The following is a 13,979-nucleotide window of genomic DNA, read 5'->3' as shown; positions in this document are numbered from 1 at the left end:
GGAAATTAACTAAATTTCAATACCCAAAATTATTTTCTTATTTTTTATTTTTTTCTGAATACATCTCTATCATTTCTATTAGTGGTAGCGACGTCTTAGGTTTTGTAGCGTCATCCCCTATTTCCATTGTCATCAGCCTGAGTTTTTTCATGGTCTACCGTATTGTTGCAATGGCAAAGCATCCTCTTATGAGTCTATCACCAACTATTCTCTCGTGCATATATTAATAGTATCTCAGAACTTGGAGGTGAAAGATCTATGTCCGCAAACCGAGTTCGGGACAATGGTTTTGAAAATCAAACCCTTGGTATGCCAGTGGGTGCCCCTTGGCAATCTATCAACACTACAACCATTGTTAGCGGTGGTGCACAACTGGAGGGTAACTTCGCTGCCTCCCTATCGCAAGGTGCCGCAATTACCCAACAACTTAGGCGTTTGATCCCAGGAAGAAGCTACACATTTACAGCGGCATTTTCCACTGGAGCAGGTAGTGGTACGATCGATGTAAGTATCGGTTCAGTTACTCGAAACTATCAGGGCAACTCTGTCGTTGGAGCATTTCAAGAATACGCCACTTATGTCTTCCGCTTTAATGCTCCCGCTGCTACACCATCCCTGACCATCACCAACAATACCAATACAACAGTAAAAGTGGATACTATATTTGTCCTTCTACAGGAGGATAAATAATACAAAGAGCGTGACAAAGGCGTTGGCTATGCCAACGCCTTTGTTTTTATCCGTTTATATTAATTCCTTACAGGGTTCCTACCCCCAATGACACGATGATCAAATACCCTACAGTACCTCTAGGATCAACATGCCACCATCCTTTAGATCAGCACTTTTCCGGTGCACCTTCATTCGTAGCTGTTCTAAAGGATGTGCCACAACCACACGTGGCAGTCGCGTTCGGATTGTGAATGGTAAAACCGCCACCCATCATGGATTCTTTATAATCGATCTGCAAACCTCGAATCAGAGGCGCATCCTTTTCATTAACCAATATACGAATCCCATGTAGTTCGAGTTCCGTATCGTCTTCTTTTTTCTCATCTTCAAAACCCATTCCATAGGTAAAACCGCTACATCCTCCACCTTGCACGCCAATGCGCAGGTAAAGTTTTTCTGGGTTTTCCTCGTCTTTGAGCATATCGCTAACCTTATATCCCGCTTGTTCAGAAAGCTCGATCACGTAGGATCCCTCCTTCATTATCAACATCAAATAGCACCTTAAAAAGCACCTTCACTATAGATTATACCGAGAAGGAGAATTTGGCACAACCAATGCCCATGGTTCACTCGTAATCTTATCGTCCTAGCACAGTAGAGGGGATTTATTTAAGCCCTACCAATCGCTACTTCACGGATCGTAGAGGTATATCGTCGAATGATGTATATCCCTTGGTTTTTCATGGCTTCTCCTCGATACCATTCATTCAGAAGCTCGTCCAACTGTTGACTAATTCCCACCACAGTTGGATGAGTAAATCCAAGTTCTCGTGCTTTTGTCTCCATTTGCCTGCGTACTCTCTCTATTTTTTGTTTCAGATGATCTCGCTCCATACGGAACGACCCCCCTAATATATACTACAACATCTGACCATGTTACCTGAATGTTACCCCATCAACTACCTCTTCAAAACCATTTTCTGAAAAAATAAATACGAGAAACGAATAGTCACCTTATAACTATAAATGACCTCCTCTTCTCCTACACACTACCTATTCGATGGCAGAACATCCGTTTCCTTCCTTCTATGTCGTTTCAAGTCTGTTTTTTGCAATTATCTACCCTATTGTCAAAATATATACATATTAAACCAACAAACCAAGGCATCTATGAAAAGTGCCTTGGTTTTTACCTGTGCATCTACCCTTTATAAAAGATCAAAGAGATCCTTCATTCTTTGCTGATAGTTCTCAATCTCTTTGCGAATATTTCTCCCTAACTCCTCTGCGGTCTCACCCGTTACTATCTCCCCATTAACCATTGCATAGGGGGAAGTAGCACATAGTTCACAATGCCCTAAACAGCTCGTTTCAAGGACATCCAGCTCGTGATCCTGTTCCAGTTCGACCCGCAGTTTTTCAACATCCTCCGTCAGGTTATTGATGCAAAATTCCACCATGGGTTTCATAACAAGATCCCCCTTGATTATCTCTTTCCCTCTTGGGATCCATTACTTCCATTGTAACCACCCTCATTTGAAAATAACAAGAGGATGAATACCCACCCCAATAGGGTTACGGTAAATGAAAAAAGCCCATCGAGTAACGATGGACGAAATGACAACCATTAGAAGTAGTCCTGATGATTTTTATTTTTTCTACCTCGAGTTTTTTTTGGATCAAATAATCCTTCATCTTAGCCCTCTGTGCCAACTGAAACCGTAAGACCCATCTCATCTAGTTTGCCTTGGATCTCCTTTAAGCGGGGATTCCCTTCTCCAATGATTTCATTATTTAGTACGACCACTGGATACCAGAGATCCTCTTCTACTACCCGGTTAGAAAAGGCTGTTTCCTCTTCTCCCTCAGGTTGATGAATATCTACATAACGAACCTGAACCTGCTCACCATATCGCCTTCCCAGCGCCGCTTCAAGCCATGTAGCAGTTTCTTGAGTCGATGGAAAGTTAACACAGCTGGCACAACGTTCTTCTGCACCATAGACAAGAATAGTAATCGGCGTATCCATCCCTTCACCTCTTTCATACAAAGCTTCCAAAAATATTAGCGAAGAGCCTGTTCTAGGTCTTCGACTAGGTCCTCTGGATCTTCTACCCCCACTGAGATACGTATCAAACCATCTGTAATCCCTAGCTCTGCCCTGCGCTCCTCAGGAATCGAGGCGTGCGTCATTCGAGAAGGAACGGAAATCAAACTTTCCACTGCACCCAAGCTTTCTGCCAATGTAAACCACTGTGTGCGAGACAATACTTCCTCCGCTCGTTTACCGCTGCCTACATCAAAGGAGATCATCCCACCAAAGCCACGAGCTTGAGTACGAGCAAGTTCATGACCGGGATGATCCTTCAGCCCTGGATAATACACCTTCTTTATGTCTTTTCGAGTTGATAGCCAATTAGCCAGATGTCTAGCACCTTCTTCGTGCTGACGCATACGCAGGCCTAGCGTCTTAATGCCTCGTATCAGTAGCCAGGAATCCTGTGGCCCTAAGACTGCACCAATGGAGTTTTGTAAGAAATGAATCTGTTCTCCCAATTCTTCACCCTTTACTGCCACCAAACCAGCGACGACATCGCTATGCCCACCCATGTACTTCGTAGCACTGTGTAGCACGATGTCAGCACCTGAATCAATCGGATTCTGCCAATAGGGCGTCAAAAAGGTATTATCCACTATCAAAAGAAGTCCACGTGATTGGCATATAGCTGCCATTTTGGAAAGGTCCGTTACCTTTAACAATGGGTTACTCGGCGTTTCAATGTAAACAGCCTTCGTTTCTGGACGGATCATATCTTCTACTGCTTCAGGATGGCTACTATCCACAAAACTACTCTGTATCCCGAGTCGATTGAATACCTTGGAGAGAACGCGATACGTACCACCGTATATATCATCCCCGACCACCAAATGATCACCTTGATTAAACAGCGAGACGACCGTAGAGACCGCTGCCATTCCAGACGAGAAAGCAAAGCCACGTGTACCGTTTTCAAGCTCTGCAATCAAGGTCTCCAATGCTGATCGGGTCGGATTCCCTGTGCGTGAATACTCATAACCGCGATGCTTTCCTATTTCGTCCTGTTGATACGTAGATACTTGGTAAATCGGCACACTCAAGGCACCTGTATGCTTATCCCCCATAACGCCACCGTGGATTAGCTTCGTATCAATTCTCATTTGTTAATCCTCCTCAGAGTATATTTGCTGGCTCAGATACCGTTCGCTACTATCCGGAAAGATGACCACAATATTTGTTCCCGGAGATGCTTTTTCTGCCTCTCGTAACGCTGCACTAAAGGCGGCACCTGAGGAACTAGCTACTAATAACCCTTCCAAACGAGACAACTGTCGCACACGTCGGAAAGCTTCTTCATCAGTCACTACATGAATTTCATTAAAGTAGGCAGGGTCCATATAATCGGGAATCAATTCCATGCCTATTCCTTCGATTCTATGAGGTCCAGGTTCTCCTTTTAAGATGGAGCCCTCAGGTTCTACAATTACCGTTTTGATTGATGGATCTCTTTCTTTTAAATACCGAGCACAGCCCATAAACGTACCACCTGAGCCTGCACCTGCTACGAACACATTTACCTGACCATCCATCTGCTCCCAAATTTCAGGACCCGTACTCTGGTAATGAATTTCAGGATTCGCGAGGTTTTGAAATTGTTGTGGGCAATAGGCGTTCTCAATCTCTCCTTCAAGCTCTTTTGCTCGAGCAATCGCACCTTTGATCCCTTCTGAATTAGGGGTATTGATTACTTCGGCACCAAGAGCACGCATTAACTGCTGTTTTTCCTGAGAAAATTTCTCAGGTACAACAAACATCACCCGATAACCTGTGCCAACTGCCGCTAATGCGAGGCCTATCCCCGTATTTCCCGCTGTCGGCTCAATAATTGTTCCCCCTGGTTCTAGTTCACCACTCTTCTCCCCAGCCTTGATAAGGGCTACCCCCAGGCGATCCTTTACACTTCCACCTGGATTGAAAGCTTCCAATTTAGCGTAAATTTGTACCCCTTCGGGTAAAGCAAAGCGTTTGATACGTACGATTGGTGTATGACCAATCAATTCTTTTATATCTTCGTACACATGCTTCATCAGTCAGCCCTCTTCCTGATGGTTATCGTCTGTATCATATTATAATATCCACCTTATCCTAACATGTTTTTCATTCCGATAAAAACGATCTGATTACTGCGTTAAAGTGCTGTAGAGACAATTCCCATTGTTTCCGCTATACTAGTAAGGGAAGAACTCGAATTTCCGTCATGCCGATTGATTTTAAACGCACTTCGATCTAAAATAAATGTTGAGCAAAGTATGCCCACACACCTTAGGGGACTTTTGCTGAAAGGAGCATGATCATGAGAGAACAAGTACAAGAAGTTCTAGATAAACTACGTCCATTCATTCAACGTGACGGTGGCGACGTTGAACTCGTCGATATTGAAGAGGGGATCGTTAAGGTTCGCCTCCTCGGTGCTTGCGGTAGCTGCCCTAGTTCCACCATCACCCTCAAAGCAGGGATCGAACGTGCTTTGGTTGAAGAAATTCCTGGAATTACAGAAGTTGAACAGGTGCTATAACGCTTTTTTTATGAACAAAGACAACCGCTTCCTAGATATGTACATTCTAGGAAGCGGTTGTCTTTTATGTTACTCATCGTTATTACTTCACGCCTTCTTCTTTTTTCAAGGATTCTTCTTGATACAAGTGGCAGGAAACCCAGTGTAGAGGACGAACCTCTTGCCATGTTGGGATTTCCTGCGCACAAATGCCCATCGCTTTAGGGCAACGTGTGCGAAAACGGCAACCACTTGGCGGATCGATAGGGCTTGGTACATCCCCTTTTAAGATGATACGCTCTTTTCGTTTCTCGGTTTCCGGATCTGGAATTGGAACCGCGGACAAAAGTGCTTCAGTATACGGATGGAGTGGATTGTCGTAAAGTTCCTGGCTATCCGCTAGCTCAACCATATTACCAAGATACATGACACCCACACGATCACTGATATATTTCACCATGGACAGATCATGAGCGATAAAGAGATACGTAAGTCCTTTTTCCCGTTGCAATTTTTTCATCAGGTTAACGACCTGTGCCTGGATCGATACATCCAACGCAGAAATCGGCTCATCCGCAATGATGAAATCAGGATCTACTGCTAGTGCACGGGCAATCCCAATTCGTTGCCGCTGGCCACCCGAGAATTCATGAGGGAAGCGATCTGCATGTTCTTCGTTGAGACCAACCGTTTTCAAAAGTTCTACTACCTTATCCCGGCGTTCCTTACCTTTAGCCAACTCATGGATATCTAAACCTTCAGCAATGATATCCCCAACTGTCATCCGTGGGTTCAATGAAGCATAAGGATCTTGGAAAATCATCTGCATTTCACGGTTAAATTGCTTCAGATTTTTACCTTTGAGATCTTTGGTCATTTTACCCTTGAAGTTAATATTACCATCGGTTGCTTCGTAAAGACGGATGATGGTCCGTCCAATGGTCGATTTTCCACAACCGGACTCCCCTACCAAGCCCAGTGTTTCCCCTTTGTAAACATCAAAGGATACGTTATCGACAGCTTGAACGACTTGGCCACGTCCTACATTAAAATGCTTCTTGACCTGTTGTACCTCGAGGATTTTTTCCACTTTCGGTTCTACTGCGCTCATTTGGAAACCCCTCCTACCACGTCATGGGGAATATCTACAGGCTTTGCCATCGGGTGCTCAAGCCAACATGCTACTTGATGAGAGTCAGAAGAATTTGTCGTTTCAGGCATATGCTCTTTACATACTTGCATCGCATGCTCACACCGGCTTGCAAAAGGACATCCCTTCGGTGGTGTGAGAAGGTTTGGCGGAGTTCCCAGAATCGGTGAAAGTTCGGTATCACGCGACAGGTTGAGGCGAGGCATCGAACCCATCAGACCCCAGGTATAGGGATGGCGTGGTTTGTAGAAGATTTCTTCCACAGTACCTGTTTCTACTACCTTACCTGCATACATCACCACAACACGATCCGCTGTCTCAGCCACAACACCCAAATCATGGGTAATTAGAATGATGGATGTATCCATCTTCTCCTTCAAGTCGTTCATCAAGTGCAAGATCTGAGCTTGAATGGTCACATCCAAAGCGGTTGTCGGCTCATCCGCTATCAACAGCTTTGGAGCACAAGAGAGCGCTATCGCGATCATCGCCCGTTGCCGCATCCCACCACTAAACTGATGGGGATATTGATTGATCCGCGAATCCGGACTGGGAATACCTACAAGGCGTAACATCTCAAGGGCCTTCTGCCTTGCTTCTGCCTTGCCAAGCTTCTGATGTTTGATCAACCCTTCCATGATCTGCTTACCCACTGTCATCGTCGGGTTTAACGAAGTCATCGGATCTTGGAAAATCATCGCGATTTCCTTCCCACGCATTTCCTCCATTTTCTTCTCAGGAAGCTTCGTTAAATCATTTCCTTCAAATAGGATTTCCCCGTGTTTAATGACACCCGGTGGTTGAGGAATCAATCGCATAATACTTTGAGAAGTAACACTCTTTCCACAACCAGATTCTCCTACAATCGCTACCGTCTCTCCATTCTTCACTTCGAAGGAGACACCCCGTACAGCTTGTACTTCACCATTGTAGGTATGAAATGAGACATGAAGATCCTTCACTTCCAACACATTCTTACGATCCATAGGAATTCCTCCTTCCTTATTTATTGACGCAATTTCGGATCGAGCGCATCACGCAAACCGTCACCCACTAGGTTGAAACTAAACATGATCAATGAAAGTACCAAAGCTGGGAAAAACAACTGATAGGGGAACAACTGTAATACTTTATACCCATCATTGATTAATACACCTAGACTCGCTTCTGGTGGACGAATCCCCAAACCGATAAAAGCAAGAAATGCTTCAAAAAAGATGGCTGTTGGGATGGAAAACATAATGGTAATAATGACGGGCCCCAAGACGTTAGGAAGCATGTGCTTGGTTAGCATACGGCGAGTGCTAGCACCTAACGTACGAGCAGCCAACACGTATTCCTGGGACTTCAATTTAAGCATTTGCCCACGAACCACTCGGGCCATCGTAATCCACCCTGTAATTCCTAGAGCAAGGGCAATCGCAATAATCCCGGGTTTCATCCATAACAATAACAAGATAATGACAATTAAATTTGGTATACCATATAAAACTTCGATAATCCGCTGCATCCAATTATCGACCTTACCACCATAATACCCTGAAATACATCCATAGGGAACACCAATAAACAAGTCAAAGGCCGTGGCCAAGAAAGCAATTAAGAGCGAAATTCCAGCCCCATACCATGTTCGTGTCCAAACGTCTCGACCAGCGCCATCTGTACCAAACCAGTGATCACCAAAAGCTTCCTTATTGATTAAGTCGTAATTCACAGATCGATACGAATAGGAATGAATCTCTGGTCCTACAATAGCCAAAATCCCAATCACCAACAAAAGGAGAGCTCCGATTAATGCACCTTTATTTTTAAGGAAACGACGCCAAACATCACCCCAAAAGGTAATCTTTTTACTGGAAACCCCTTCTTGTGCCAGCGTATCTCTTTCTATCGGTTGAAACATCTCTGGAGTTAAGTTCTGAGTTGAAGAGTTCATACTACTCATTCCTGCACACCTCCGATACGAATCCGAGGATCGATAATCCCATAGAGTACATCCACCAAAAACATACCGACAATGATTAATGCGCTATAAAAGATGGTGATTCCCATAATGACCGTATAGTCATTGACCTGAATGGAATCAACAAACATCCAACCCATTCCGGGAATAGCAAAGATCTGTTCAACTACCAGCGAACCTGTAATCAAACCGATAATAAGCGGACCGAGTACCGTAACTGCAGGAATCAAAGCATTGCGTAAAGCATGTTTGATAATAGCCGTACGTGCACTTAACCCCTTCGCCTTTGCTGTCTTCATATAATCCTGGCCCAACACCTCAAGCATCTCGGTTCGAATATAACGGGCAATAGTTGCCATCACCAACACAGCCAGCGAAAGGGTTGGTAAGATTGAATATTCCGGTCCATCCCACTTAGCAGGTGGTAGCCATTGCAACTTCACCCCAACATAGTATGAAAGAAGAGTGGCTAACACAAAATTGGGTACGGAGTAACCAAGAATTGAAAAAACATTTGCTACGTTATCCACCCAGGTTCCGCGACGAAGGGCCGAAACACAACCCAGAATAATTCCAAAAATGACCCCAATAATTGTCGCTTGAATCCCTAGTTGTAAGGAAGCTGGAAAACCCTGCATGATCAAATCTGTTACACTGCGACCATCATACTTAAAAGAAGAGCCTAGATCAGCCTGCGCAAGTTTACCCAAAAATGTGACGTACTGTACAGGTAAAGGTTTATCCAAACCGTATTCCTTGAGGATCTCTTCCTTTAATTCAGGAGGAAGTTTATCTTCATGTTGCAATGGTGAACCAGGCATGGTGTGCATCAAGAAAAAAGTAAGAGTAATGATCACCCATAGGGTGATAACCATATACATAAACCGCTGAAGAGCAAAACGGCCCATCATTCAAAACTCCTTTCGCATAATAGTCACAATCATTCAACAGGTTAATAGGTAGCGCACAGAAGGTATATACCTCCAAGGCATATACCTTCTCACGCACCACTTTCAAGTTGTTATATAAAGCTTCCCCTTACTTATCTTCCATTGTAATCCACTTAAATGTAAAGTCGGATCCGAAGGGGTGAGTGGCGAAACCTTTGACATTGGTTCTCTTTAAATATAAGCGAGTGCGATACATGAGGGGAGCAATAGCTGCGTCCTCCATCATTACCGCCTCAGCTTTTTTCAAGTCCTCGGTCCGCTTCTTAAAGTCTGGGTTAGCTTTAGACTTCTCGATAAGCTTATCAAATTTCTCGTTGCTCCAATCCCCACGGTTCATCGGGTTTCCTGTTACCCATAAATCGAGGAAAGTCATCGGATCATTGTAATCTGCACCCCAACCAGCATAGCTGATTTGAAATTTGCCTGCATTCTCTAAATCCAATTTCTGGTCGAAGGGCATAGGGCGTAAATCCACATCGATTCCCAATACGGTATTCAACTGTTCTTTCAAATACTCTTGATCTTTCTTAGCACCACTTGTATCATAGCCTAGCATTTCAATAGATGGGATCTTTTTGATTCCTTCTTCTTTCATACCTTCTTTTAAGAGCTTCTTCGCGCCTGCTTTATCATACTTCACATATTCCTTCGTCAAGCTACGGAAGGACTTGTCACCATTTACTTGAATTACTGGAGGAACAAGGGCACCAGCAGGCTTGGAACCGTTTTTCTGAATCTTATCCGTTAGGATATTGCGATCAACTGCCATGGAGATTGCTTTACGGATCTTCACATTTTTAAAGAATTTATCTTTAGTATTAAATTGGAGATAGAAAGTAGATGCTTCTCTGAAAGGCATTACATCCGGCTTCCCCTTATACTTATCAACAAATTCATCACCCAACTGCGCGAAGTCTGTCTTACCCGTATTGTAAAGGTTATTCGCCGTACCTTGATCTTTCACGATATCCGCATGAATCCCTTTTAATTTCACACTCTTTTTATCCCAATAGCTTTCATTCTTCTTATAGTCATAGCTTTTTTGGTGCTGCCATTTCGAGAGAACAAATGGACCGTTGTATACCATTTTATCGGGCTCAGTTGCGTATGCCTTGCCGTACTTCTTATAGATATCTTCACGAATCGGTTTATAAACGGTGAAAGCTGTCAAGTCAAGGAAGTATGGGATCGGGTCTTGCAGTTTTACTTCCAAGGTTTTATCGTCAACCGCTTTAACCCCTACAGCGTCTGCTTTCCCTTTTTTACTGTTGTATGCTTTTGCTCCTTTAATCGGATACAAAACATAGCTATATTCTGCCTTCGTTTTAGGATCGAGGGCCGTTTTCCAAGCAAATTCAAAATCCTTTGCTGTAACCGGTTTCCCATCACTCCATTTAGCGTCACGAAGGGTAAAAGTGTACGTTTTCTTGTCATCGCTTACTTTTACATCCTTAGAGATAGCTGGAATGGGCTGGTTGTTTTTGTCTAGGCGATAGAGGCCTTCCATCGTGTTGTTGAGGATAACATTTGAAGAGGCATCTGTCGTTTTCGCACTGTTCAACTGAGGTGGTTCGGATGTGTCGATCATGTTGAACACTTGCTTATCTTTACCGGCGGTATCATCTTTAACACCACCACAACCGCTTAACGCTAGACTAGCAACTACTAGACTAGCGAGAGAAAGATATAACTTTCTACGCATGAGTTTCCCCCCTTGGGAATTAAGAAAAATTTCTTTATATATTGTTATGGCCCGCACGGACCTATAACACCAAAGTAGTAGACGGATTCCATTTCTCCGTCAAAGGAAATATTAAAAATACTATTACCCACGGCATAGTAATTCGACTGAAAACCCGAAATTCCTCCTTGATGTTGCAGATTTATTCCGCCTTTTTCGAGAAATTTCGTTTTGTAGCACTAGGTAAAAGGAAAGTAATTTTCTCACAATTCGGCTTAAATTAACAAGGTAGCCTTATCATAACCTTTGCGTTTCCTAAAATCAAACTAGTAAATATTGGTCATCATGCATGTGGAGCTCACAAAAAAAGTGCCCTTCAATTTAAGAGCACTTTTTTCATCATCATATAAATTTATTTAGTTTTCCCATCTAGGTATGCCCACTTAAGGCTTAATTCTGCACCGACAGGATGGCGTACAATATCCTTTACATATTGCTTTTGCAGAAAGACTTTCCCTCCATAAAGAACGGGAGCGATCGCTGCATCCTGTAGCATGATTCCTTCCGCTTTCGCCATATCTTTAAAGCGTTTTTTGAAGTGGGGGTTGGTCTGTGATTTTTTTATCAACGAATCATACTCTTTGTTTTTCCAATTCCCGGTGTTAAAAGGGTTATCCGATAACATCGTATCAAGAAAGGTCATAGGGTCATTGTAATCAGCTCCCCAACCCATGAGAGACATCTCGAAATCGCCGCTCGTTTCCCTCGCTGACTTTTGTTTCAACGGCTGTGGATTCACCTCTACATCAATACCCAGGATTGTATTTAGTTGTTCTTGAATAAAAATAGCTGCTTGTTTACGGTAATCATCGTAGCTGAGCATCGATAGCTTTGGCTTAGAAGTATACCCCGCTTCTTTCATCCCCTCTTTCAGAAGACGTTTTGCCTCTGTAGGGTTATATATTTGTCCTTGAGTATCATATTTACGGAAGTTCTCATTATCTGTCCCTGTAATAGTAGGCGGTACAAAAGTAGTAGCCGGCTTAGAACCATCCTTTAAAAGTTTTGCTAATGTATCGCGATCAATTGCATAACTGATCGCTTTACGAATTTTCGTATTTGCGAGGAATTTATTATCTGAATTGAAGCTGATATATTGACTAACTGCACCCGTGAAGGGTGTAAACTCTGCGCTCTTTTTAAATGCATCGGAAAGAGCCGCATCCAATTGGGTTATGTCTGCCTTACCCGTATTGTAAAGGTTAACCCCTGTCGCTGTATCTTTCATGATGGACATATTGGCTGTTGCTAACTCCACACCACTACGATCCCAGTATGTCATACTCTTCTTTAGTTGCACTTTCTGCTCATGTTGCCATTCGGATAAAGAAAAGGGGCCGTTTGTAACCATTTTGTCTGGTTCAGTACCGTATTTGTTACCATGTTTTTCAACGATGTCTTTTCGTTCTGGGAAAAATACAGGAAACGCAGTTAGCCCTTGAAAGAAGGGGCTTGGGTTTTTCAACTCTACCCGCAGTGTTTTATCATCTACTGCTTTAACACCGACATCCTTTGCCGATTTTTTCCCTTTATTATACGCTTCTGCATTTTTGATAGCATAGAGAATATAGCTGTATTCCGATGCCGTTTTTGGATTGAGTGTCCTTTTCCAGGAATACTCAAAATCCTTTGCTGTGATGGGTTTTCCATCGCTCCACTCAGCATCTCTTAAAGTAAAGGTATACACTTTTTTATCTGGGGAGATCTCCATCTTCGAAGCAATCGCTTCTTCGGGACGATTATCTTCATTTAGACGAAAGAGTCCTTCATCAATATTATTTAGGATATCAAAAGCCACTGTATCCACTGCCTTGGATGGATCAAGACTATTGGGCTCTGATGCGATGCTCATTTCCAACACTTGTTTTGCATCTGCCCCTCCATTCTGCTCACCAGTCGTCCCACTATTCACTCCACTACAAGCAGACAACATCAAACTTAACCCCAATCCAATGAATCCTACCTTAAACCCTTTACCCATCGTTCTTCCCCCTCAGATCACTTGAATACCCTGAGCAAATTCCATATCGAAAATCGATCTACCGTACAACAACTTGTCCTAACATATGAAGCCTCACCTATTATAATTGAATTTAACTACCGAAAAAAGAGAAGGCAAAAAATAGGGAGAAAATACAGAATTACATAATTGCGCCCTTCCTGCTTTTGGGATACACTGAAATCCTCATAAGAGAGGGGGATCCCATGCTTAATAATCGTTTTCTGTGGATCATCGTTGCTACTTTGATGAGCATCTTTGCTACTTGGGTACTAAGTGACGGTTCAATCATCCGCTGGATTAACGCACTTTTTATGACAGGATTGATCTCTTTAGTCATAGCTGCAGCTTATTTCGTGATCAACGGCGGTTTTTTCAATAACTTTGCTAAGGGATTCTCAAAAATATTCACACTAATGAGCAATAACGCTCTGAGATCAATTGTAAAAGATCATGAGTTTGATGATTCCCCAGATGGTGAGGATAGTAAAGTAGAGCGAAAAGCTTGGGCTACCCAATTAATTATCTCTTTAACCTTTATTCTAGGTCTCGTTGATATCGCTCTCTCGTTTCTTCTTCTCTACTTTATTTAATCTTAAACTTGAAATATATCCTATTTTGGTAATACCCCATAAAAAAAACAAGTCACATATGACATTTTGACACTCCCACAGTTGAAGCAGTGGGATTCTTGGGAGATCCCATCTACCGACAGGATCGATTCCAAGCTTAGACGGTCTGCCCAACCGCAAGTACACGAAGTCCTTCTTGCAAGATGTTCTTGGATGCATTGATGTCTCGGTCATGGTGAGAGTGGCACGTAGGGCATGTCCATGCTCGCAGGTTAAGATTCTTCACATCCTTATTGCGGTAGCCACAGGCGGAGCATAGCTGACTAGAAGGAAATTGTTT

Annotated in this window: 16 protein-coding genes; 3 read left to right on the top strand and 13 right to left on the bottom strand. The window is 43.1% G+C overall.

Going from position 1 to position 13,979, the window contains the following annotated elements; genetic code table 11:
• Positions 1 to 258: 258 nt before the first annotated feature.
• Positions 259 to 690, top strand: a complete 432-nt coding sequence (locus BLV90_RS11705; RefSeq protein ID WP_091741123.1) for a hypothetical protein — start codon at positions 259 to 261, stop codon at positions 688 to 690.
• 148 nt (positions 691 to 838) lie between these two features.
• Here the strand turns inward: BLV90_RS11705 and BLV90_RS11700 are convergent, their stop codons facing one another.
• The 6 genes from BLV90_RS11700 to BLV90_RS11675 all read right to left on the bottom strand — a co-directional run bounded on the left by BLV90_RS11700 (position 839) and on the right by BLV90_RS11675 (position 4,797).
• Positions 839 to 1,213, bottom strand: a complete 375-nt coding sequence (locus BLV90_RS11700; protein ID WP_091741375.1) for a HesB/IscA family protein — start codon at positions 1,211 to 1,213, stop codon at positions 839 to 841.
• Between the two features lie 128 nt (positions 1,214 to 1,341).
• Positions 1,342 to 1,566, bottom strand: a complete 225-nt coding sequence (locus BLV90_RS16770) for an aspartyl-phosphate phosphatase Spo0E family protein (RefSeq protein WP_091741120.1) — start codon at positions 1,564 to 1,566, stop codon at positions 1,342 to 1,344.
• A 314-nt stretch (positions 1,567 to 1,880) separates the two neighbouring features.
• A complete protein-coding gene (locus BLV90_RS11690; protein WP_091741117.1) occupies positions 1,881 to 2,141 on the bottom strand; it encodes a DUF1450 domain-containing protein in 261 nt (86 codons plus the stop codon).
• Between the two features lie 227 nt (positions 2,142 to 2,368).
• Entirely contained in the window at positions 2,369 to 2,701 is a 333-nt protein-coding gene (locus tag BLV90_RS11685; RefSeq protein WP_091741114.1) for a YuzD family protein, read from the bottom strand.
• A gap of 35 nt (positions 2,702 to 2,736) precedes the next feature.
• Positions 2,737 to 3,870: a bifunctional cystathionine gamma-lyase/homocysteine desulfhydrase gene (locus BLV90_RS11680; protein WP_091741111.1), complete on the bottom strand. Its 1,134-nt coding sequence runs from the start codon at positions 3,868 to 3,870 to the stop codon at positions 2,737 to 2,739.
• A 3-nt stretch (positions 3,871 to 3,873) separates the two neighbouring features.
• Positions 3,874 to 4,797: a PLP-dependent cysteine synthase family protein gene (locus BLV90_RS11675; protein WP_091741108.1), complete on the bottom strand. Its 924-nt coding sequence runs from the start codon at positions 4,795 to 4,797 to the stop codon at positions 3,874 to 3,876.
• A 260-nt stretch (positions 4,798 to 5,057) separates the two neighbouring features.
• Between BLV90_RS11675 and BLV90_RS11670 the strand changes: the two genes are divergently transcribed.
• Complete coding sequence (locus BLV90_RS11670; protein ID WP_245726341.1) at positions 5,058 to 5,285, top strand: NifU family protein; 228 nt, start codon at positions 5,058 to 5,060, stop codon at positions 5,283 to 5,285.
• Positions 5,286 to 5,367: 82 nt separating this feature from the next.
• On the opposite strand, the gene BLV90_RS11665 is transcribed toward BLV90_RS11670, so the two are convergent.
• The 6 genes from BLV90_RS11665 to BLV90_RS11640 form a co-directional block, all read right to left on the bottom strand.
• A complete protein-coding gene (locus tag BLV90_RS11665; RefSeq protein WP_091741102.1) occupies positions 5,368 to 6,375 on the bottom strand; it encodes an ABC transporter ATP-binding protein in 1,008 nt (335 codons plus the stop codon).
• Complete coding sequence (locus BLV90_RS11660; protein WP_091741100.1) at positions 6,372 to 7,400, bottom strand: ABC transporter ATP-binding protein; 1,029 nt, start codon at positions 7,398 to 7,400, stop codon at positions 6,372 to 6,374. Before BLV90_RS11660 ends, BLV90_RS11665 begins: the two co-directional genes overlap by 4 nt.
• Positions 7,401 to 7,420: 20 nt before the next feature.
• The gene (locus BLV90_RS11655) at positions 7,421 to 8,350 is read right to left on the bottom strand and encodes an ABC transporter permease (RefSeq protein WP_425433890.1); all 930 of its coding nucleotides are present in this window, start codon (positions 8,348 to 8,350) and stop codon (positions 7,421 to 7,423) included.
• A 5-nt stretch (positions 8,351 to 8,355) separates the two neighbouring features.
• Complete coding sequence (locus tag BLV90_RS11650) at positions 8,356 to 9,285, bottom strand: ABC transporter permease (protein WP_143035050.1); 930 nt, start codon at positions 9,283 to 9,285, stop codon at positions 8,356 to 8,358.
• Positions 9,286 to 9,415: 130 nt separating this feature from the next.
• On the bottom strand, positions 9,416 to 11,029 hold the full coding sequence (locus tag BLV90_RS11645; protein WP_091741090.1) for a peptide ABC transporter substrate-binding protein: 1,614 nt from the start codon (positions 11,027 to 11,029) through the stop codon (positions 9,416 to 9,418).
• 391 nt (positions 11,030 to 11,420) lie between these two features.
• Positions 11,421 to 13,049 carry a peptide ABC transporter substrate-binding protein gene (locus tag BLV90_RS11640; protein WP_091741087.1) on the bottom strand — a complete coding sequence of 543 codons (1,629 nt, stop codon included), beginning with the start codon at positions 13,047 to 13,049 and terminating at the stop codon, positions 11,421 to 11,423.
• 224 nt (positions 13,050 to 13,273) lie between these two features.
• On the opposite strand from BLV90_RS11640, the gene BLV90_RS11635 reads away from it, so the two are divergent.
• Positions 13,274 to 13,660, top strand: a complete 387-nt coding sequence (locus BLV90_RS11635; protein ID WP_091741084.1) for a DUF3899 domain-containing protein — start codon at positions 13,274 to 13,276, stop codon at positions 13,658 to 13,660.
• Between the two features lie 136 nt (positions 13,661 to 13,796).
• Here BLV90_RS11635 and BLV90_RS11630 read toward each other — a convergent pair.
• Positions 13,797 to 13,979, bottom strand: a 183-nt coding sequence (locus BLV90_RS11630) for a zinc ribbon domain-containing protein (protein WP_143035045.1), incomplete at its 5' end; no start/stop codon positions are given.

The organism is Marininema mesophilum (assembly GCF_900106775.1).
Classification (GTDB): domain Bacteria; phylum Bacillota; class Bacilli; order Thermoactinomycetales; family DSM-45169; genus Marininema; species Marininema mesophilum.
The sequence above is the reverse complement of the archived record's forward strand: the minus strand, read 5'-3'. Positions and strand labels throughout refer to the sequence as shown.

What these genes read in the sequence shown, in the direction of transcription:
- BLV90_RS11705 (WP_091741123.1), top strand. Translation starts at nt 259, where the DNA reads ATGTCCGCAAACCGAGTTCGGGACAATGGTTTTGAAAATCAAACCCTT.
- BLV90_RS11700 (WP_091741375.1), bottom strand. Translation starts at nt 1,213, where the DNA reads ATGAAGGAGGGATCCTACGTGATCGAGCTTTCTGAACAAGCGGGATAT.
- BLV90_RS11640 (WP_091741087.1), bottom strand. Translation starts at nt 13,049, where the DNA reads ATGGGTAAAGGGTTTAAGGTAGGATTCATTGGATTGGGGTTAAGTTTG.
- BLV90_RS11665 (WP_091741102.1), bottom strand. Translation starts at nt 6,375, where the DNA reads ATGAGCGCAGTAGAACCGAAAGTGGAAAAAATCCTCGAGGTACAACAG.
- BLV90_RS11675 (WP_091741108.1), bottom strand. Translation starts at nt 4,797, where the DNA reads ATGAAGCATGTGTACGAAGATATAAAAGAATTGATTGGTCATACACCA.
- BLV90_RS11690 (WP_091741117.1), bottom strand. Translation starts at nt 2,141, where the DNA reads ATGAAACCCATGGTGGAATTTTGCATCAATAACCTGACGGAGGATGTT.
- BLV90_RS11685 (WP_091741114.1), bottom strand. Translation starts at nt 2,701, where the DNA reads ATGGATACGCCGATTACTATTCTTGTCTATGGTGCAGAAGAACGTTGT.
- BLV90_RS16770 (WP_091741120.1), bottom strand. Translation starts at nt 1,566, where the DNA reads ATGGAGCGAGATCATCTGAAACAAAAAATAGAGAGAGTACGCAGGCAA.
- BLV90_RS11660 (WP_091741100.1), bottom strand. Translation starts at nt 7,400, where the DNA reads ATGGATCGTAAGAATGTGTTGGAAGTGAAGGATCTTCATGTCTCATTT.
- BLV90_RS11655 (WP_425433890.1), bottom strand. Translation starts at nt 8,350, where the DNA reads ATGAACTCTTCAACTCAGAACTTAACTCCAGAGATGTTTCAACCGATA.
- BLV90_RS11645 (WP_091741090.1), bottom strand. Translation starts at nt 11,029, where the DNA reads ATGCGTAGAAAGTTATATCTTTCTCTCGCTAGTCTAGTAGTTGCTAGT.
- BLV90_RS11680 (WP_091741111.1), bottom strand. Translation starts at nt 3,870, where the DNA reads ATGAGAATTGATACGAAGCTAATCCACGGTGGCGTTATGGGGGATAAG.
- BLV90_RS11670 (WP_245726341.1), top strand. Translation starts at nt 5,058, where the DNA reads ATGATCATGAGAGAACAAGTACAAGAAGTTCTAGATAAACTACGTCCA.
- BLV90_RS11650 (WP_143035050.1), bottom strand. Translation starts at nt 9,285, where the DNA reads ATGGGCCGTTTTGCTCTTCAGCGGTTTATGTATATGGTTATCACCCTA.
- BLV90_RS11635 (WP_091741084.1), top strand. Translation starts at nt 13,274, where the DNA reads ATGCTTAATAATCGTTTTCTGTGGATCATCGTTGCTACTTTGATGAGC.